Source organism: Sorangium sp. So ce1036 (genome assembly GCF_051369805.1).
In the GTDB taxonomy this organism is placed as follows: domain Bacteria; phylum Myxococcota_A; class Polyangia; order Polyangiales; family Polyangiaceae; genus Sorangium; species Sorangium cellulosum_F.
Genome location: NZ_JBBMOX010000001.1, coordinates 5,681,054 through 5,700,043, shown reverse-complemented (window position 1 = coordinate 5,700,043; position 18,990 = coordinate 5,681,054). Strand labels below are relative to the sequence as shown.

The window sequence follows — 18,990 nt, the reverse complement described above, 5'->3', positions numbered from 1 at the left end:
CGCCGCCCGCGGGGACGGGGCGCGCGATGCGCCCCCACCGGGCCCGCGCGCGGGCCGACACGGGCGGGGCGTGACGACGCGCGAGATCGCCCGGCGCGCCGGATCAGCTTGCACGGCGCCGCGCAATATGGTTTGGGTTCAAAGTAAACGTGCGTCAGTGCCGCGTCGCGGCAAGCCCGGGGTGAGCGCTGCGCACAGGGTCCACGGCAGCTCGCGGCCGCCGCCCCACGGCGCGTGGCACTTCTCCTGGCTCAGCGCGCGGAGCGCTCACGAAGGAGGCCTGGTCCGCGTCCGGCGAGCGTCCGGCGAGCCATAACACACCTGGGGGAGTCCCATGCCACGACTGCTCATCGTCTCCAACCGCCTACCGGTCAGCGTGCGCGTCGAGCGCGGCGCCCTCGCGCTGACGCGCTCCTCGGGCGGGCTCGCCGCCGCGATGCGAGGCCCCCACGAGCGCTTCGACGCGCTCTGGGTCGGCTGGCCTGGCAATGTAGCGAACTTCACCCCGGAGCAGCGAGAGGAGGTCGAGTCCGCGCTCGCCCGGATGCGCGCGGTGCCCGTGCACGTCGGCGCCGCCGAGCAGCACCGATTCTACGACGGCTTCTCGAACGGCGTCCTCTGGCCCCTGTTCCACTACCTGCTCGACAAGGTGAACGTGGACGCGCAGCTCGACTGGGAGGCCTACCGGAGCGTCAACGAGCGCTTCGCCGAGGTCGTCGCCGCGCGGTACACGCCCGGCGACGCGATCTGGGTGCACGATTACCAGCTCATGCTCCTCCCGGCGCTGCTCCGGGCGCGCTTCCCGGCGGCGCGGATCGGCTTCTTCCTCCACGTCCCGTTCCCGTCGTCCGAGGTCTTCCGCATCCTGCCGTGGCGGGAGCACATCCTCCGCGGCCTGCTCGGCGCCGATGTCGTCGGCTTCCACACGGCCGCTTACCGCCGGAACTTCGCGTCCTCGGTCGCGCGCGTGCTCGAGCTCGATCTCGATCCGGAGGAGGAGACGATCGAGCACGAGGGGCGCAGGATCGCGCTCGGCGTCCACCCCATCAGCATCGACACCGCCGAGATCGCGCGGCTCGCGAGCCTCCCCAGCGTCCAGGAGGAGGCCGCGCGGATCCGCGCGGACGCGCGCGGCCGCAAGATCGTGCTCGGGATCGACCGCCTCGACTACACGAAGGGCATCCCGCGCCGCCTGCTCGCGATCGAGCGGCTGCTCGAGCGCGAACCCGAGATGCGCGAGAAGGTCCGCTTCATCCAGCTCGCGGTGCCCTCGCGGGAGAAGGCGAGCGCGTACGCCGAGTGCCAGCGGCTCGTGCACGAGATGGTCGGCCGCACCAACGGCCGGTACGGCACCCCGCACGTGATGCCGATCCACTACATTCACCGCTCGCTCCCGATGGAGCAGGTGGTCGCCCTGTACGCGGCCGCCGACGCCATGCTGGTGACCCCGCTGCGCGACGGGATGAACCTCGTCGCGAAGGAGTACGTCGCCGCGCGGACCGGCGACGACGGCGTGCTCATCCTGAGCGAGTTCGCGGGCGCCGCCGCCGAGCTGTCGGAGGCGATCTCGGTCAACCCGTACGACATCGACGCGGTCGCGTCGGCGGTCAAGCACGCCGTCACCATGCCCGCGAGCGAGCAGAAGGTCCGGATGGCGGCGCTGCGCCGCCGCGTGGCCGCGCACGACGTCCACGTCTGGGCGCAGTCGTTCCTGGACGACCTCGACCGCGCCGCGGCGCGGAAGCCCGCGGAGGCCTCGGAGCCGCGGCGCCCGGACGTGCCCGCGAGCGTCCTCGAGCGCGTCCAGCACGCGCCGCGCCGCGTGTGGATCCTCGACTACGACGGCACGCTGGTGCCGTTCGCGTCGATGCCCGAGCTCGCGGCGCCGGACGACGAGCTCCTCTCGCTGCTCGGCGTGCTGTCCGAGCGCGACCGCGTCCACGTGGTGAGCGGCCGCCTGCGCGCCGATCTGGAGCGCTGGTTCGGCGCGCTGCCGCTCGATCTCCACGCGGAGCACGGCTTCTGGTCGCGGAGCCGGGGGAGCCGCGAGTGGATCCCGCTCGAGCCGGGGGCGGCCGCGTGGAAGGGCGAGATCCGGGCCGTCCTCGAGGACATCACGCGGCGCACGCCCGGCAGCTTCGTCGAGGAGAAGGCGGTGAGCCTCGCGTGGCACTACCGCCGGGCCGACGCGGAGCTCGCGGGCGAGCACGCGCGCGAGCTCCGGGCGCGGGTCGCGGAGCGCCTTCCGATGGACGCCCTGGAGATCCTCGGCGGCGCGAAGGTCCTGGAGATCCGGCCCCGGGGCGTCCACAAGGGGCGGGTCGTGCCGGGCATCCTCGCCGACGCGCCGGCCAGCGCGGCGGTCATCGCGATCGGCGACGATCGCACCGACGAGGACATCTTCGCGGCGCTCCCGCCGTCGGCGCACACGATCCACGTGGGGACCCAGACCAGCCGCGCGGCCTACCGGCTGCCCGACCCGCGCGCCGTGCGGCGCCTCCTGCGCTCGATCCACGCCTGACCGGCGGATCCGGCGCCGCCGCCGGGGCGCGGGCGGGGGCGGCGGCGGGCGCCCCCCTCGGGCCGTGACGAGCGTCGGCCGGCGGGCGCCCCCCTCGGGCCGTGACGAGCGATCCGCCGGCGGGCCACGTGGTAAGACCCCGGCCATGAACGACGAGCAGATCGACCGGCCGCTCGCCGCCGAGGTGGGGCGGCGGCACCTCCCGGCGATCCTTCAGGATCGCGTCGCGGCCGCGTTCGGCATCGAGCCCGAGCACCGCGAGGCGATCGTGCGGGGGATGCTGGAGCGGAGCGCCCGCGGGGCGGCGGGCTACTGGCTCCAGCTCCTCCTCGCCATGGGCATCGCCTCGCTCGGGCTCGTGCTCGGCAGCGGGGCGGTGGTCATCGGCGCGATGCTGATCTCGCCGCTCATGGGGCCCATCGTCGAGCTCGGGATGGGCCTCGCGATCGGCTCGCCCTTCCTGGCGCTGCGCTCCTTCACGCGCGTCGCCTTCAGCATCGTCGCCGTGGTCATGGGCGCCGCGCTCCTGACCCTGACGCTGCCGTTCCACGAGGTGACCGCCGAGATCGCGGCGCGCACCTCGCCGACGGCGCTCGACCTGCTCATCGCGATCTTCTGCGCGATCGCCGCGGCCTACACCACCGTCCGGCCCGGCTCGGACACGACCTCGACGGCCGCCGGGACCGCCATCGGCATCGCGCTGGTGCCGCCGCTCTGCGTGGTGGGCTACGGGATCGGGACGCGGGTGGGGAGCATCGCGGGCGGCGCCGCGCTGCTCTTCACGGCGAACCTCTGCGCGATCCTGCTGTTCGCCATCCTGTGCTTCCTGCTGCTCGGCTACGGCACCGTCAGCACCGCGGAGCTGGAGCACGCGGAGCTCGCCAAGCAGAAGCCGGGGCTCATCCGCCGCGTTGCGCGCGCCCTCGAGTTCGTCTTCGGGCTCCGCCACGGCTGGCTGGTCCGCGTGCTGATGCCGCTCGCGCTGCTCGGCGCCGTGTACTTTCCGCTCCGGGAGGCGCTCACGCGGGTCACCTGGGAGGTGCGGGTCCGCACGGCGATCCAGGGGATGCTGGACGCGCTCCCGCAGAGCACGGTGCGCTCGAGTCTGACCGTCGATCACGGCAACGTCGCCGTTCGCCTGGTGACGCTCGGGCGCGCCGACGAGGCGGACCGGATCGAGCACGATCTGCGCGACAAGATCGCCGCGGTCGCGGGCATCGCGCCGCAGGTCGACGTGATCGCCGTCCCCGACGCGAGCGCGCTCCAGGCGGTGGCGGCGTCGGTGAAGCCGACCGCGGCGCCGATCGACATGGTGCGCCGGGAGCCGGAGATCTCGCTCGTGGGGCAGGAGATCGCCGCGTCGCTCGCGGCCGCGTGGCCGGAGCCGGCGGGGCCGCTCATCGCGTGGCGGCTCCGGTTCCCGGACAACGAGCCGGTCGTCCTGGAGGCCGTGCACCTCGGCCCCGAGCTCGGCGCGGCGGCGGTCGACCTGCTCGGGCGTCAGCTGTCGCGGGATCTCAGCGCCGAGATCGCGGTACGCGATCGCGCCATCTCCCCCGAGCCGATCGTCGCCGAGGCGGCCTCGGGGCGCGCCTGGCTGGAGAGGGCGCGGCCCGCGCTCGCCTGGGTGGAGGACGTGGAGGCGCTCCACGCCTGCATCGAGGTGCCCTCGACCGCGGAGCGCTCGGCCCGGGAGCGCTCGACCGCGGAGCGCTCGGCCCTGACGCCCTCGACCGCGGAGCGCTCGACCCCGGAAGAGGAGCCGGACGAGGAGATCGTTGCGGTCGTGGCGGCGCTCCGGTCCCTGCCGGCCTTCCACACGGAGCGGGCGCAGGTCCGCGAGGGCGCGGCGTGGCGGCTCCTGCTCTCGACCTCGCCTTGCGCGCCGGCGCCCGCGCCCGCGCCCGCGCAGGCCGGCGACCGAGCGCTCGCGGACGTGGGCGCTGCGCCGGGCGCGGGCACAGGCCTGAAAGCGGGCGCCGCGCCGGGCGCGGGCGCCGCGCCGGGCGCGGGCCTGAACGCGGGCGCTGCGCCGGGCGCGGGCCTGAACGCGGGCGCTGCGCCGGGCGCGGGCGCTCCCTGAGGACAGGAGGCGCGGACGACCACGCGGCCGCGGCTACTGCTCCGTCGACATCTCGGCCTCCTCCAGCGTCGTCGCCGCGCCGGCGACCGGCGCCTCGGAGCGGAGCTGCCGTCTGCCGGAAGCGCCACGAATTCGGGTGCCGTGTGGATCGTGAGCTGGCCGCGGCCCACCCTGCGCCGTGGGAGGTGATGCCTGATGCTGGATGCCATCGATCGCGCCGCCGTGACCGCCTTTCTCGTCGCGCGGCACGGCGCTCCGGCCAGCGACTCGGCCGTCGATCTACGGCCGCTCGCGGGCGGGCTCTCCTCGTCGGTCGCGCTGGTCACGGCGCGGGTCGGCGACGGCGTCGCGCGGCGGCGCCGCTCGTTCGTGGTCAAGCTCGTGCACGGCGTCACCGCGCGCGAGGCGGCCGTGTACCGGCGGCTCTCGACGTCCGTGGCGCGCCGCTTCTCGCCCGAGCTGCTCGGCGCCCAGCGGCTCGGGTGCCGGCGCTGGCTGCTCTACCTCGAGCGGATCGTGCCGGCGCACCGCTGGCCCTGGACCGACAGCGCGCACACCGCCCGGGTGCTCGAACGGCTGGCGCGGTTCCACGAGGAGGCGTCGCCGGGCGCCCGCCTGCCGGCGTGGGATTACGAGGCGGAGCTCCTGACCTCGGCCGGGCGCACGCTGGAGACGGCCGAGCGCTTGCCCTGCGGCGAGGTCGCCGCGCTCGCCCGGGCGCTGCCGGCCCTGCGGCGGGTCGTGGAGGCGCTGCCCGAGATGCGCCGGCAGCTCCTCGACTTCCAGCCGCTCGGCCGCGCCGTGATCCACGGGGACGTGCACCCGGGCAACGTCGTGGTCCGCCGCCGCGACGGCGCCTTGGAGCCGGTGCTGCTCGACTGGGCGCGCGCGCGGATCGGCTCGCCCCTGGAGGACGTGAGCTCGTGGCTCAAGGCCCTCGGCACCTGGGAGCCAGAGGCGATGCGCCGCCACGACACGCTGCTCTCCGGCTACCTCGCGGCGCGCGGCCTCGCTCCCGTGCTGACCCGGTCGCTGCGCGACGCCGCCTGGCTCGCGGCGGCGTCCAACGCGCTGGCGGGGGCGCTCGCGTACCACCTCTGGAGCGCGACCCGGTCGGGCGCCCCGCCCGAGGCACGCGCGGCGGCGGCCCGCAGCGCGGCGGACTGGCTGCGCGTCATCCGCCGGGCGGACGCGTGCTTTCGCTGAGGTGGTCGCGATCGTCGAAGCGCAGCAGGGCGCCGCGGTCGCCTTGCCAGGAGACGCTGGTCAGGCTCGCGTTGCCCGGCCGGAACGGCTCCCAGCGCGCGGGTGGAACGCCGTGCATCTCGCCGAGGATCTGGCCGATGACGCCCGCGTGCGTGACCACGAGCACGCGCTGTCCCGGGCGCGCGGCGGCGATGGAGCGCACCGCCGCGAGGCAGCGGGCGCGGAGCTCGCGGTAGCTCTCCCCGCCGGGCCAGCGGAAGTCGTCGTCGTCCTGGCGCAGGTTCGCCTCCCAGAGCGCGGCGTGGCGGGCCTTGACCTCGCCGATGGGCGCGCCGTCGACCTCGCCGCAGCCGATCTCGCGCAGGCCGTCGTGCAGGCGCACGGGGCCCCAGGGGCCCGCCGCGATCCGGGCCGTGTCGACCGCGCGGCTCAGGGGGCTCGCGATCACGGCGTCGAGCGGGGGGCCGTCGGCAAGGCGACGGCCGAGCGCCTCGGCCTGCTGCCTGCCCAGCGCGTCGAGCGGCGTGTCGGTCCACCCGCTCATCGGCCTCGCGGCGTTGTCGCCGTTGCCGGAGGTGTGACCGTGTCGCGCGAGGAGGAGGAGGCAAGGCTGCATGGTTGTCCGGGCGAGCATGGGAGGGCAGTCGGGGGCCAGCCTAATACCTCGTGGCACGAGGACGAATCCACCGTGCCGAAACGTCGCGTTCCATCGCGTGCCGTGGAACCTCGGGGATGTGACGACGGAGCGCAGCCAGGGGAGAGCATGGATCCGAGCGAGAGCGCGCGGAGCCGCGAAATCCGGTCGAGGCCGCCTCCTCACGGCCCATCACGGCCGCCGCCGCGCCAGGGGCTCCGTTGTGCCGCGGGACACCGCGGTGTGGCACTTCGACACCATGAACGATCGTCTGCAGACATGGTACTCGGGCAGGGGAGAGTGGACCCGCAGCGTGTACGCAGCTTCGGTCAACTCGGGCGCGACGCCGGTGGTGCGCACGACGCGCAAGACCCCGCTGGGTGGCTGCGTGAACGAGGAGGCGCCGATGGAACGTGTGCCCGCGTGGTCCGTGACCGCTGAGCTCTGCGCCGAGCTCGAGGCGCAGGTGAAGATGGTGGACGGTCAGATCCAGGGGTGTATCACCGCCAGCTCCGCGGAGCCGCTCGCGGTGTTCAAGTGGACCTACTCCGGGTGGGACAGCCAGTTGAATTACAACGTCCTCGAGTACAGCGCGGGCAACGTGATCGGCGAATCGGGGTGGATGCCGCCTACCATGCCGAACGGATGTCCGCAGTGGTGATCCGGGCGTGATCTGCTTGCGTCCGGTGGCCCGCAAGTGATCCGCGGCCGCTCTCCTCCGTCGACTTCCGCAGTGGCGGCACCGAGGGGGACGCCCTGGGGCGCCGCGTCGAGGACCGCCGCTCGCCGCAAGGCGTGATGCCGTGAGGGGAGGGGCCTCCCGCGGACTCACCGCCTCGGACGATCCCTCCCACAAACCGCTTGGCAGGATCCGCACCAGGTGCTAGCGTTCCTGTCGACGCGTAGCCCGCGTCCCCTATGCGCATCTGATCCTGAAGCCAACCGCTCTGTCACGCGGCCGTCGGGTCTGATCGCCTGGCGCCTCCAGGAGGCGCGGCGTCCCCGCGTTGTCGCGCGTGAGCAGCCATGACGGCGCCCGCGGGTCTCCCGCGCGAGCTTGCGCCGTGGCCTGGTGGTCTCATGAAGACGGAGCGGGGCTCACAAGCGAACGGCCCGAGGCCCTGAAGGTCGTTGACCTGCTGGCTGCTGCCTCTCGCTCGCTCGCCGCTCGCTCGAAGCACCGGGCCGCGAGGTCCGTGGCGCGACGGGCTCGACTCGCCCTCTTCACCTGGCCGCGAGGCGCGGATGCGCCCTGGCGGCTGCGAAACGCGTCCGTGTTTCGGCGGGAGAGGGCGAGTCGGGCCGTCCTGTCCGGACCGCGCGCGAAGGTGCTTTGCAGCGCGCCGGTGGAGCGCCCGAAGGGCGGTGATCAGCGCCAGCGCCCCTCGACGCATCGGTCCGTCTTCAACCCGAGATCTCGTGATGAACGGAGGGTGTATGCGAACTGGTTCTTCGAAGGTATCGTTCAACCTGGATGTTGTTCTTGCTGCAGCGGGAGGTTCCATGGAAGAGCCGTCTCGACAACGTGCCTGTCTCCCGGTCGAGGCCCTCGAGCCGGGCGCGGCCAAGAGTCCAGGGCGGCGCCCGCCGCCCCAGGGGCCGGCGCCTGCGCCGAAGCCCGCGCGCCGGGATCCCAGCCCGCCGCGCAGGCCGCCCAACGTGGACCGCTCCCGGCCAACAACGATGATCATCCCGCAGCGGCGCCGCATGGGATAGCGCTGCCGCGGGGGACTGCCCTCTGTTGACGGGAGCATCGTCAGGGCGCCACGGCGCCAGGGGAAGAGACAGGCCCCGACCCGGCCTCGTTCTCTCATCCCCCGGCGCCCTCGGCGCTCTGGCGGTTCACCCCTGCGCGGCAGCGCCCCGCTGCAAGGCTGCAGCGCGGTCCGGGCGCCACGCGCCGCCGCGCGGCGACCGCGCACAGCGAGCTTACGGCGCGTTTGCGGGCGCGACGCCGAGCCTCTCCAGCGAGCGCGGCGTCCCGAACCCGGGCCCGCCGAGCGCGGACTCGAGCCTCAGATACGCGCTCTCCTGCCCCGCGGCGCGCGCCGCGCCGAGGAGCACGTCGTTGCGATAGAGCGTCACCAGGAGCCCTGTCACGACCGACAGCGCGAGCACCCAGCGCTGCGCTCGCCCCATGCCGCGCGCGGGCGGCGCCTCCTCGGCCATCTCGTGCAGCGGCACGGCCGAGAGCGGCTGCGCCGCCGCCGGCGCGGGCCACGCCGACGCCGTGACCGCGGGCGGCGCGAGCGTCGCGGCCTGCTGCTGCGGTGCGTCGCTCATCGCCGCGAGCAGCACGGCGGGCGGCACGGTCGTCACGACCGGCGTCGGCGGCTCGCTGTCCATGTGCCGCGGCGCGGGCGCGGCCGCCGGGGCAAACGGGTGTCTCTGGACCTGCGTCGGCTGGTCCGCCTCGTGCGAGTCCTCGTCGTCGATCCCGGCCACGATGCCGAGCGGCTGCCACTGGGCCATCCCGGGCCGCCAGACCTTGGTGGACTCGTTGATGATGTCGAGGCGGAACAGGTCGTCGAGCTTCTCCAGCGTGATCACCTTGACGTCGTCGGGTGCGATGGCGACATGCCAGAGGCTCTCACCCGGCTCGGGCGTCGGAGCGGGAGGCGCTGCGCGCCTGGCCGGAAGGGGCGGCGGTCTCATAGGGAAGTCCTCCCTGGGAAGCTCGATGATGCCATGGCGCGGGCGCACCTGGGCACACCAACGTGATGCGCAGCGTGTTTTCGAGGTGGTGCGGATCTTTCCATGGATCCGTCGGTGATCCGTGGTGCTGGCGAGTTCCTCGATGGACCGGTATCCTCGCCGCGATGGAGCGCGAGATGCTGGCACTCATGGGCGGGGATGACGAGGCGGCCGCGGCCCGCCAGCGCGCTCGCTCCTCGGGCGCCTCGGGCTGGGTCCGGGTGCTGCTTGCGCTCCTGCTCGTCGCGAGCGCGACGTTCGTCGGGGCGTATTACGTGCCGCTCCGTCGCGCCCACGTGCTCTTGACGGAGGAGCATCAACGGTCGAGCCAGAAGGGCAGGGAGCTCGAGCAGACGCTGACCGAGATGCGCGCGGAGCTCCAGGCGAAGACGGCCGTGGTCGAGAAGATCGAGGCGGAGCGGCGGCAGGCCGAGGCCGCGCAGAAGTCCGGGCGCGAGCGGGTCGAGGAGATCGAGCTCGTGCTCTCCACGACGCTCGAGCGGCACATCAAGAAGGGCGTCGTCGCGGTGTCCGTCGAGCGGGGGCGTGCCCTCGTCGCGCTCGCGGAGAGCGCGGTGTTCGCACCGCAGACGCTCGACGTGAGCCCCCAGGGGCGACAGCTCCTGTGCCAGGCCGCGAGCGCGCTGGCGACGAGCGGCGAGGCGCCGATCCGGGTGGGCGCGGTCAGCGATCCGGCGCACGCCGCGCCGCCCGCCTTGCAGCAGGCCCATCCGACGCCGTGGGCGCTCTCCGCGGCCCGGGCGGCGAGCGTGGCGCAGTTCCTCGAGGAGAAGTGCGCGATCGCGGGCGCTCGGCTCTCCGCGGTCGGGCACGCCGCGCACGACCCCGCCGCCGCCGCGCTCGCGGGGAGCAAGCTGCCGCCGGGGCGCGTCGAGCTCGCCATGGCGCTGCCGGGGGCGTCGCCCGCGAAGGACTGACCGCCGCGCGCAAGGGGGGCTCACCGTCGCGAGCGGAAGCGGAGGGGCCGCCGCGGGCGGGGAGCTCGCCGTCGCGAGCGGGGGGCTCACCGCAGCCCGAGCCGCCGCGCGAGGTGGTGCAGGTTGCTGCGGTGCATGCCGAGCGATCGCGCGGCCGCGGCCCAGTTGCCGTCGGCCTGCGCCACCGCCTTGCGGATGAGGTCGCGCTGGAACGCGTCGACCTGCTCGTGGAGCGGCGCCCCTGTCGCGAGGGGCGCCGGGGCCTCGTCGCGCTGCGCGGGCGCCGCCGGCGCGAGGCCCGCCCCGAGGGCGAGGCCCGCCCCGAGGTGGGCCGGCGTCAGCACCACGGGCTCGCCCCGTGGCACGCCCCGCGACGCCTGCAGCACCATGCGGAACAGCGTGTTCTCCAGCTCCCGCACGTTGCCCGGCCAGGGGCTGCTCATCAGGATCTCGCGCGCCGCCGGGGTGAGCCGCACCGGGCCGACGCCGAGCCGCGCGCGCGCCTCGTCGCAGAAATGGCCGGCGAGCAGCGGGATGTCGCTCCTCCGCTCGCGCAGCGGCGGCACCGAGAGGCGGTAGACGTTGAGCCGGTGGAACAGGTCGGCCCGGAAGCGCCCCGCGGCCACCTCCTTCTCGATATCGCGGTTCGTGGCCGCGACGACGCGCACGTCCACGCGCAGCGCGCGGTCCGCGCCCACGCGCTGCACCTCGCCCTCCTGCAGCGCGCGCAGCAGCTTCGGCTGGATCGAGGGCGGCAGCTCGCCGATCTCGTCGAGGAAGAGGGTGCCCTTGTCCGCGACCTCGAGCTTGCCTGGACGGTGGCGCTCCGCCCCGGTGAACGCGCCGCGCACGTGGCCGAACAGCTCGCTCTCGGCCATCGCCTCGGGCAGCGCCGCGCAGTTCACGCGGAGCAGCGGCTCGCCGCGCCGCCGCGACGCCGCGTGGACGGCGCGCGCCACGAGCTCCTTGCCCGAGCCGGTCTCGCCGGTGACCAGCACCGTCAGATCGGACGGACCCACGAGCGCGATCTCGTCGCGCAGCTTCTGCATCGCCGGGCTCGTGCCGATCAGGGTGTCGCCGCGCTCCCGCTCGGCGGCCCGGCGGAGGTCGTCGGCGACCAGGCCGAGCCGCTCGGCGCTCTGCTCCAGCGCGTCGATGAGCTGGCTCGTGCGCATCGCCGCGCCCGCCAGCGCCCCGACCCAGGACAGCGCGCGCGCGTCGACGCCATCGAACGCGCGCGCGTCGAGGGCGTCGGCGGTGAGCACCCCGATCAGCGTGCCCTCCACCCGCAGCGGGAAGCCGAGGCAGGCGTGGACGTGCGCCAGCGCGGTGGCGTCCGACGCGAGCAGCCCGTCGAACGGATCCGGAAGATCGGTGTCTGGCGGGAAGCGCACCGGCGCCTCGGCGTGGCAGAGCAGGTCGAGCCGGGGGTGCTCCCGCGGCCGGTAGGTGCGCCCGAGCGCCTCGGGCGTGAGCCCGAGCGCCGCGAGCGGCACGAGCACGCCGTCCTGGTACTGCAGCAGGCAGGCCGCGTCGCACGGCATCACGCGCCGCACCGCCTCGAGCAGCCGCCGGTACCGATCCTCGGCGCCCAGCGACGCCGTGAGATCGAGCGCGACCGACAGCAGCGCGACCAGGTTGGGCATGTTGTTCAATTTACAACATCGTTGTTGATGTGACAACGAACGCGTTGTCGAAACGGCAACGTGGAGAGGTGAGGGAGCTCGGGAGGCTCGCCTGCAGGGTTTGCGTTCCGGCGAGCCGTTTTCGTGGCGCGCCTGCGCTTCAGCCCTCCGGTGAGCCCCCGAGCTCCCTTCAGCACGCGACGTCGACCGCTGGAGCCGCCCGCGGCGGGCGCTGTCGGGAACGGCGCGCCGCTTGCTGGAGCGCTCGGCATCAGGTCCGGAGGCCCGGCGCCGCGGAGGCGCGCGCGGCCTCACGCGAACAACGAGGTCGACATGCACAGTCTTCGACGACTCTGGCTGGCGCTCGCCGCCGTCATCACCGCTGGCTTCTTGATACTCGGCTTCATGGGCCGGGAGGTCTACCGTCAGGCGCCGCCGATCCCCGAGCGGGTGGTGACGCCGGCCGGCGAGGTGCTGCTCACGAAGGACGATATCCTCGACGGGCAGCTGGTCTACCAGAGCATCGGCGGGCAGCAGGTCGGGAGCGTCTGGGGGCACGGCGCCTACCAGGCGCCGGACTGGTCGGCCGACTGGCTCCACCGCGAGGCCGAGGCGCTGCTCGCCCTCTGGAGCCAGCGCGAGCACGGCGCGTCGTTCGCGGCGCTGCCGGAAGAGGCGCAGGCCGCGCTCACGGCGCGCCTCAAGCGGGCGATGCGCGGCAACGGCTACGACCCGGCGACCGGGACGCTCACGATCTCCGAGGATCGCGCGCGGGCCGTCGCGGAGACGGCGGCGCACTACCGCGGGCTGTTCGGCGATGAGCCGGGCCTCACGGCGCTCCGCGAGAGCTACGCGCTGCACACGGGCGCGGTCCCGGACGAGGGCCGGCGCGACAAGCTCACCGCGTTCTTCTTCTGGACCTCGTGGGCGTGCGCCGCGGAGCGCCCCGGCACCGGCGCGAGCTACACGAACAACTGGCCCCACGAGCCGCTGATCGGCAACGTCCCCACGACCGCGAACGTGATCTGGTCGGTCGTGAGCGTCGTGCTGCTGCTCGCCGGGATCGGCGCGCTCGTCTGGTACCACGCGTTCCGCCGCGGCGAGGAGCCCGACCCCGCGGCGCCGGCGCGCGACCCGCTCTCGGGCTGGACGCTGACGCCATCCATGCGCGCCGTGGGCAAGTACTGCGTCGTCGTGGTCGCGCTGCTCGTGCTCCAGGTCGGGCTGGGCGCGCTGACCGCGCACTACACGGTGGAGGGGCACGAGTTCTTCGGGGTGCCGCTCGCCGACTACCTGCCCTACGCGGTGACGCGCACCTGGCACGTCCAGCTCGGCGTCTTCTGGATCGCGACGGCGTTCCTCGCGGCCGGGCTGTTCCTGGCGCCGGCCGTGGGCGGGCGCGAGCCGCGCGGGCAGCGCCTCGGCGTGAACGTCCTGTTCGGGGCGCTCGTGCTCGTGGTCTTCGGCTCCCTCGCCGGAGAGTGGCTGTCGGTCAAGCAGCGCTTCGCGCTCGAGACGTCGTTCTGGTTCGGCCACCAGGGCTACGAGTACGTCGATCTCGGCCGCGCCTACCAGATCGCGCTCTTCGGCGGCCTCGTGCTCTGGCTCGTGCTGATGCTGCGCGCGCTCTGGCCCGCGCTCGCCCGGCGCGACCTCGGCCGGCACATCGTGCTGCTCTTCACCGGCTCGACCGTGGCGATCGGCCTGTTCTACGGCGTGGGGCTGTTCTACGGCGCGAAGACCCACCTGTCGGTCATGGAGTACTGGCGCTGGTGGGTGGTGCACCTCTGGGTCGAGGGGTTCATGGAGGTCTTCGCCACGGCGGCCATCGCGTTCCTGTTCACGCGGTTCGGGCTCGTGCGCGCCGACAGCGCGGCCAGGGCGGCCTTGCTCTCGACATCCATCTTCCTCGTCTCGGGCATCCCCGGCACGTTCCACCACCTCTACTTCAGCGGCACGCCCGTCTCGGCGATGGCGGTCGGCGCGAGCTTCAGCGCCCTCGAGGTGGTCCCGCTCGTGCTCGTCGGCGTGGAGGCCTACGGGACGTGGAAGATGCAGCACCGGACCGGGTGGATGCAGGCGTATGCGTGGCCCATCAAGTTCTTCGTCGCGGTCGCCTTCTGGAACTTCGTGGGCGCGGGCCTGTTCGGCTTCCTCATCAACCCGCCGCTCGCCCTCTATTACATGCAGGGCCTGAACACCACGCCGGTGCACGCGCACGCCGCGCTGTTCGGGGTCTACGGGTTGCTGTCGCTCGGGCTGGTGCTCGTGATGCTGCGCCGCCTGCGCCCCGACGCGGTGTGGAACGAGGCGCGGCTCCGGTTCGCGTTCTGGGGGATGAACGGCGGGCTCGGGCTGATGATCGTGCTGAGCCTGTTGCCCATCGGGCTCGCGCAGGCGTGGGCGAGCGTCGAGCACGGGCTCTGGTACGCGCGGAGCGCGGACTTCCTGCAGCAGCCGGTCCTGGAGGGGCTGCGCTGGATGCGGATGGTCGGGGACACCCTGTTCATCGCCGGCGTCGCGGCCTTCGTGGCGTTCGTCGCGGGGATCTTCACCCGGCGTCCCGCGGTCGCCGTCGCGGCGCCGCCCGCCGGCGGCGGCGAGCCGGAGGCGGTGCCCGCCGCCCTGGCGAGCCGCGCGCAGGTTGGCTGAGCCGCTCAGCGATGCTCCGCTGGAAGGCGGGTATCAGGTCAAGACCAGATGGTCCTCCCCGCCTTCCCACCTCTCTCCTCTTCTTCATGAATGATCGCGTCGGCACGGGTGCACGGGCGGTCGCGACGGACCACGAATACGCGGTCCTGCTCGACGGGATCCTCGGCGGCGTGGACAGGCACGCAGCCGCCACCGCTCATCGCGCCGGCGCGGGGGCCTTCCGTGACGCGCGGAGCCGCAGCAGGCTGAGCAGCTCGGCGAGATCGACGAGCCCTTCGGCTTCGACCGCCTCATCCGCCGACAGCGGTTCCCCGCGATCCTGCCTGTCCAGGAGCGCTTGCAGCCGGCGCTCGACCCCCTCCGGGAGGCGGAGCTCGGCAAGAGCGGAGGGGAGCTCCACATCGATGTGGACCGTTGCCGGTGTCGCCATGGTCGAGCTCCTCGGTGAAAGATGTCGACGCGGAGCGCCTTCATGGGGCGGAATGTACGGCGCCTCGGGACGCGGGGCGAGCGCCCGCCGGGAGAGGCGTTGCAGCTTCACCTCGGCTAGCCTGCGTTCAGCCTGCGTTCCGGCGGACGGTCCGGGGCGATCCCCGCGCACCCCTCCTCGACGGCAGGCCCTGCATGGCCCCCCCCTACGCCCATGCGCTCGCCAGCCGGCGGGCGCGCACGATCTCGGGCACGCACGTCGTGTACCGCGCGCGCCAGGCGGCGTCGGGAATGGCCTCTGCCCGCGCTGCGATCCCGCGCATCGCCTCTCCGAGCGCCGCCCGCGCCTCGTCGACCCTGCCGCCGGTCCAGTGCGCCTCCGCCAGGGCCACCCGCGCATCGATCTCGACGTAGCCGCCGCCGCCCAGGCAGGCGAGCCCGGGCTCGATGCGGCTGGCCACGCGGGCCGCCTCCTCGGGGTCCCCCAGGCGAATCAGCCCGCGGACGAGCAACGCCGTCACCCAGAGCCGCCGCAGCGGGATGCGATCGCACAGCGCGTCCGCCTCGCGCGCGTGCCGTACGGCACCATCGTACGCGCCACGCTGGAGGAGCACCTCTGCGCAGATCCCGTGGGCCCAGCCTCGATAACCCACGCTCACCCCCGAAGCGTCGAGCAGCGATCGGGCTATCTCGTCGGCTTCTCCCCATTTCGATGGATCCGAACCATGCGAGAGCAGCGCCGCCAGGTGCAATGCGGATTGACGTTGCGCAAACGGGATCGCGATGCGCTGCGCCAGCGCCACGGCTCGCCGCAGCGTGGCCTCGCCCGCCGCCGGATCGCCGAGCTCGGCCTCGGCCTGACCGAGCCTGTTCAGGGCCGTGATCTGATCCCGGAGGTCCTCGATCGCCTGGAACGCCTCCACCGCCTGTCGCGTGAGCTGGAGCTGCCTCCAGGGATCCCGCTCGAAGGCGCGCACGTAATCGCTGCGCCCGATGGCGAGCGCCCCTCTGAGGTCGAGATCCAGGGTGGGCATTGCGGCAGCCAGCGCGTCCGCGCGGTCGAGCAAGGCCCTGCAGAGCGCGCGGCGCCCGTAGGTCTGGAGCAGCGATGCGGCGAGCGGCGCCCAGAGCATGTACTCCCGGCCCGCCTCCGCGTCCGGCTGGAACCGGACGAATCGGTCGACCGTCTCCACGAAATCGTCCTCTGCGCCGACGACGAGCGAGGCCCACGCACGATGAAAGAGCGCGATGCACGCCCACTGGCTCCCTCGCCCCATGAGCGGCAGCGCCGCGGCGCTCGCCGTCTGCCCCGCGTCGAACTCCGATCGCCAGCAATGCGCCATGCCCTGCAACGCCAGAAGGTTACCGAGGATCTCCCCCTGCACGCCGCAGTCGATGCCTCGCTGCGCATGGGCGAGGGCGCCCCCGAAGTCGTCGCGATCGCACGACTGACGACCCGCGCGCAGGTAATGGAACGCGGCCTGATCGGGCGCGCGCCCGCGCTGGAGGTGCTCGGCCAGCACCACGGGATCCGGCTCTCCCGCCCGCTCCAGCCATTCCCCTGCCAGCCGGTGGCCGAGCTCCCGATCCCCTTCGGTCAGCATGGCATACGCGCCCTCGCGCAGGAGCGCGTGCCGGAACGCCAGCTCGTCCTCCGCCGGAAAGCGGCTCTCACGGCGGCGCACCAGGATCTCCAGCGCCACCAGCGCCTCGAGCCCAGCCGTGACCTGGCCCCGGCACGCCTCGCCGCCGACGAGCGCCGCCACCCCTCCAGCCCAGCAGACCTCGCCGAAGACGCTCGCCGCGCGCAGGAGCCGCCGGGCCTCGTCGTCCAGCGCCCCGAGGCGCGACTCCACCATGGCGACCACCGTCCCCGGCACGTCCGGGCCTCTGCCCTCCGCGGTCCAGCGGATCAGCTCTTCCAGGTAAAACGCGTTCCCCTCCGACAGGCGCACGATCCGCGCGATCGCCTCCGCGTCCGCGCGCGCGCTCAGCACGTGCCGCGCGAGCCGCTCGCCCGCGCGTCGGCTCAGCGCGTTGAGCCGCAGCGCGTGCAGCCGCCGCCCCTCCCAGAGCCTCGGGAACAGCTCGCGCACCTCGGGCCGCGCCAGGGCGAGCACGAACAGCGGCCGATCCGCGAGGTCGCGCAGCGCCGCGTCGAGGAGCGACACCGTGGGCCGATCGCCCCAGTGCAGATCCTCCAGCACGACGACCAGCGGACCGCCGGCGACGATCGCGGCGAGGTAATCGAGGAAGGCGGCGCGCACCTGGTCCGCCATGCGCTGCGCGTCACGGCGCGCGGCCCGGAGCGGCAGGCTGTCCTCGTCCGGGAAGGCAGCGCCCACGATCTCGCCGAGGAACTCCTCGACGCGCCGCCGGTGGCCCGGCGACACCCGCGCCGCGATCTCTGCCGAGAGCTTCCGGCGCCGCGCCTCGATCGGCTCGCCCTCCTGAATTCGGCACGCGCTCCGCAGCGCCTGGCCCAGCATGCCGAGGGGCGAGCCGGCCCGCAGCGCGTCGCCGCGCACGACCCACACCGACACCCCCTCGTCCTGCTCCCGGATCTCCCGCAGAAACTCCTGCGCCAGGCGCGATTTGCCCACGCCGGGCGGCGCCACCACCAGCGCCGCCTGCGCCGTGCCCTCCTCGATGCTCTCGGTCAAGAGCGCCCGCAGCATGCCGAGCTCGCGCTCTCGCCCGACGCACGGCGTGGCCCTGCCGAGGAGCAGGCGCGTCCCCTCGGCCAGCGGGCGCTCGCCGTGCAGCGTGAAGACCCCCTCGCACTCCCGCACATCGAAGCGCGCGTCGAGCAAGCCCGAGGCGACCTCGTCGAGGACCACCGCGCCCTCCGGGGCAGCGTGGCGCGCCGTGGTGCTCGACAGCCGCGCCGCCCGGTCGATCGCTGGCCCCATCGACCGCGCCGACCGCTCCCCCCGCCCCATGGCCAGCGTCACGCGCCGGCCAGCGGCGCACCGGCGCAGCGCGAGCGCGCACCGGGCAGCCTGCGCGCACAGATCCGTCGCCGTCTCGGTGCCCGAGAGCATCACCACGACCGACCCGTCGACCAGGCGCTCGCTCCTGCCGCCGTGCGCCTCGGCCTCGCGCAGGAAGGCCTCGTCGCCCGGCGCCTGGACCAGGGTCGTATCCCCGCCGAACGACCTCACCTCGGCCCCCGCCGCGGCGCTCACCACGATCACCGCCACGGCGCGCTGCTCGCTGCTCGTGAGCGAGGGCGGAGGGATCGAGCTCACGGGGGGCGACGGCGGCGCATCCCCGAGCGCGCGCAGCGCCGCCGCCGCCGCCTGCCCGCCCGAGGGCCGCTCCTCCCGGCGCTTCGACAGCATCCTCCGCAGCAGATCGTCGAGCGCCGCGGGCACCCCGGTCCGCAGGTTGCGCAGGCGCGGGGTCTCGTCGAACAGCACCTTGGTCAGGATCGCCGCCACGTGCTCGCCGCCGAACGCGGGCCTGCCCGCCAGGCACTCGAAGAGAACGCACCCGAGGGAGAACACGTCCGCGCGAGCGTCGATGCTCGCCTCGCCCCGCGCCTGCTCGGGCGCCATGTAGGCTGGCGTCCCGATCAGCACGCCCGAGCGTGTCATCCGCGTCGCGTGCCCGAGCCGCGCGATACCGAAATCGAGCACCTTCACGCTGTCGATGCGCCCGCCTGGCAAGAACAGATTGCTCGGCTTCAGGTCGCGGTGAACGACCCCGCGCTCGTGCGCGAGGCCGAGGATGTCCGCCACCGCGGTCGCCAGCGCCACGCTCTCGTCGACCTCGAGCGGACCCCGCGCGAGCCGCGCCGCGAGATCCTCGCCCTCGAGCCACTCCATGACCAGGTAGGGTGTGCCCTCGGCGCTCGCCCCGTGCGCCACGTACCGGACCACGTGGGGATGCGACATGCCCGCGAGGATCTGCGCCTCTCGCGCGAATCTCGCCGCATCCTCCGCGCTGCGCAGCGGCGAGAGCTTCACCGCCACCGCCTCGCTCGTCTCCTGGTCGTGCGCCTTCCACACCTCGCCCATGCCGCCCGCGCCCGCGCGGTGCTCAAGGCGGTAGCGTCCGGCCAGGATCGCTCCTTGCTCCACGATGGCAATTATCTGCCGGTACGGCCAGGTATGTAAAGGGGCTCGCCCTGGCGTACCGCGCGCGGCGGCATCTCCCAGCCATGGCTGGACGCGGGATGTCGAGGGCGTGGCGGGGATTCGAGC

Annotated in this window: 11 protein-coding genes; 6 read left to right on the top strand and 5 right to left on the bottom strand. The window is 73.9% G+C overall.

Annotated elements, in window-relative coordinates; translation table 11 throughout:
- Nucleotides 1-334: 334 nt before the first annotated feature.
- The 3 genes from WMF31_RS21550 to WMF31_RS21540 all read left to right on the top strand — a co-directional run bounded on the left by WMF31_RS21550 (nucleotide 335) and on the right by WMF31_RS21540 (nucleotide 5,810).
- Nucleotides 335-2,521 (top strand): bifunctional alpha,alpha-trehalose-phosphate synthase (UDP-forming)/trehalose-phosphatase, encoded by a 2,187-nt coding sequence (locus tag WMF31_RS21550; protein ID WP_436603754.1) that lies wholly within the window; start codon nucleotides 335-337, stop codon nucleotides 2,519-2,521.
- A 145-nt stretch (nucleotides 2,522-2,666) separates the two neighbouring features.
- The gene (locus WMF31_RS21545; protein ID WP_436603753.1) at nucleotides 2,667-4,604 is read left to right on the top strand and encodes a DUF389 domain-containing protein; all 1,938 of its coding nucleotides are present in this window, start codon (nucleotides 2,667-2,669) and stop codon (nucleotides 4,602-4,604) included.
- A gap of 195 nt (nucleotides 4,605-4,799) precedes the next feature.
- Nucleotides 4,800-5,810: a phosphotransferase family protein gene (locus tag WMF31_RS21540; RefSeq protein ID WP_436603752.1), complete on the top strand. Its 1,011-nt coding sequence runs from the start codon at nucleotides 4,800-4,802 to the stop codon at nucleotides 5,808-5,810.
- On the opposite strand, the gene WMF31_RS21535 is transcribed toward WMF31_RS21540, so the two are convergent.
- Complete coding sequence (locus WMF31_RS21535) at nucleotides 5,779-6,426, bottom strand: histidine phosphatase family protein (protein WP_436603751.1); 648 nt, start codon at nucleotides 6,424-6,426, stop codon at nucleotides 5,779-5,781. The two genes, WMF31_RS21540 and WMF31_RS21535, sit on opposite strands and share 32 nt — an antisense overlap.
- 277 nt (nucleotides 6,427-6,703) lie before the next feature.
- Between WMF31_RS21535 and WMF31_RS21530 the strand changes: the two genes are divergently transcribed.
- On the top strand, nucleotides 6,704-7,105 hold the full coding sequence (locus WMF31_RS21530) for a hypothetical protein (RefSeq protein WP_436603750.1): 402 nt from the start codon (nucleotides 6,704-6,706) through the stop codon (nucleotides 7,103-7,105).
- A gap of 1,268 nt (nucleotides 7,106-8,373) precedes the next feature.
- Here the strand turns inward: WMF31_RS21530 and WMF31_RS21525 are convergent.
- On the bottom strand, nucleotides 8,374-9,099 hold the full coding sequence (locus tag WMF31_RS21525) for a DUF4339 domain-containing protein (RefSeq protein WP_436603749.1): 726 nt from the start codon (nucleotides 9,097-9,099) through the stop codon (nucleotides 8,374-8,376).
- A 176-nt stretch (nucleotides 9,100-9,275) separates the two neighbouring features.
- Between WMF31_RS21525 and WMF31_RS21520 the strand changes: the two genes are divergently transcribed.
- A complete protein-coding gene (locus WMF31_RS21520; RefSeq protein WP_436603748.1) occupies nucleotides 9,276-10,076 on the top strand; it encodes an OmpA/MotB family protein in 801 nt (266 codons plus the stop codon).
- A gap of 86 nt (nucleotides 10,077-10,162) precedes the next feature.
- On the opposite strand, the gene norR is transcribed toward WMF31_RS21520, so the two are convergent.
- On the bottom strand, nucleotides 10,163-11,722 hold the full coding sequence (norR, locus tag WMF31_RS21515) for a nitric oxide reductase transcriptional regulator NorR (RefSeq protein ID WP_436603747.1): 1,560 nt from the start codon (nucleotides 11,720-11,722) through the stop codon (nucleotides 10,163-10,165).
- Between the two features lie 312 nt (nucleotides 11,723-12,034).
- On the opposite strand from norR, the gene WMF31_RS21510 reads away from it, so the two are divergent.
- Nucleotides 12,035-14,353 (top strand): nitric-oxide reductase large subunit, encoded by a 2,319-nt coding sequence (locus WMF31_RS21510; RefSeq protein ID WP_436603746.1) that lies wholly within the window; start codon nucleotides 12,035-12,037, stop codon nucleotides 14,351-14,353.
- Between the two features lie 196 nt (nucleotides 14,354-14,549).
- On the opposite strand, the gene WMF31_RS21505 is transcribed toward WMF31_RS21510, so the two are convergent.
- Nucleotides 14,550-14,783 carry a hypothetical protein gene (locus WMF31_RS21505; protein WP_436603745.1) on the bottom strand — a complete coding sequence of 78 codons (234 nt, stop codon included), beginning with the start codon at nucleotides 14,781-14,783 and terminating at the stop codon, nucleotides 14,550-14,552.
- A 205-nt stretch (nucleotides 14,784-14,988) separates the two neighbouring features.
- Nucleotides 14,989-18,867 carry a protein kinase domain-containing protein gene (locus WMF31_RS21500; RefSeq protein ID WP_436603744.1) on the bottom strand — a complete coding sequence of 1,293 codons (3,879 nt, stop codon included), beginning with the start codon at nucleotides 18,865-18,867 and terminating at the stop codon, nucleotides 14,989-14,991.
- Nucleotides 18,868-18,990: the final 123 nt, after the last annotated feature.

Bases quoted from the DNA above. Each gene is read 5' to 3' on its own strand.
- WMF31_RS21550 (WP_436603754.1), top strand. From the start codon at position 335: ATGCCACGACTGCTCATCGTCTCCAACCGCCTACCGGTCAGCGTGCGC.
- WMF31_RS21545 (WP_436603753.1), top strand. From the start codon at position 2,667: ATGAACGACGAGCAGATCGACCGGCCGCTCGCCGCCGAGGTGGGGCGG.
- WMF31_RS21540 (WP_436603752.1), top strand. From the start codon at position 4,800: ATGCTGGATGCCATCGATCGCGCCGCCGTGACCGCCTTTCTCGTCGCG.
- WMF31_RS21535 (WP_436603751.1), bottom strand. From the start codon at position 6,426: ATGCAGCCTTGCCTCCTCCTCCTCGCGCGACACGGTCACACCTCCGGC.
- WMF31_RS21530 (WP_436603750.1), top strand. From the start codon at position 6,704: ATGAACGATCGTCTGCAGACATGGTACTCGGGCAGGGGAGAGTGGACC.
- WMF31_RS21525 (WP_436603749.1), bottom strand. From the start codon at position 9,099: ATGAGACCGCCGCCCCTTCCGGCCAGGCGCGCAGCGCCTCCCGCTCCG.
- WMF31_RS21520 (WP_436603748.1), top strand. From the start codon at position 9,276: ATGCTGGCACTCATGGGCGGGGATGACGAGGCGGCCGCGGCCCGCCAG.
- norR (WP_436603747.1), bottom strand. From the start codon at position 11,722: ATGCCCAACCTGGTCGCGCTGCTGTCGGTCGCGCTCGATCTCACGGCG.
- WMF31_RS21510 (WP_436603746.1), top strand. From the start codon at position 12,035: ATGCACAGTCTTCGACGACTCTGGCTGGCGCTCGCCGCCGTCATCACC.
- WMF31_RS21505 (WP_436603745.1), bottom strand. From the start codon at position 14,783: ATGGCGACACCGGCAACGGTCCACATCGATGTGGAGCTCCCCTCCGCT.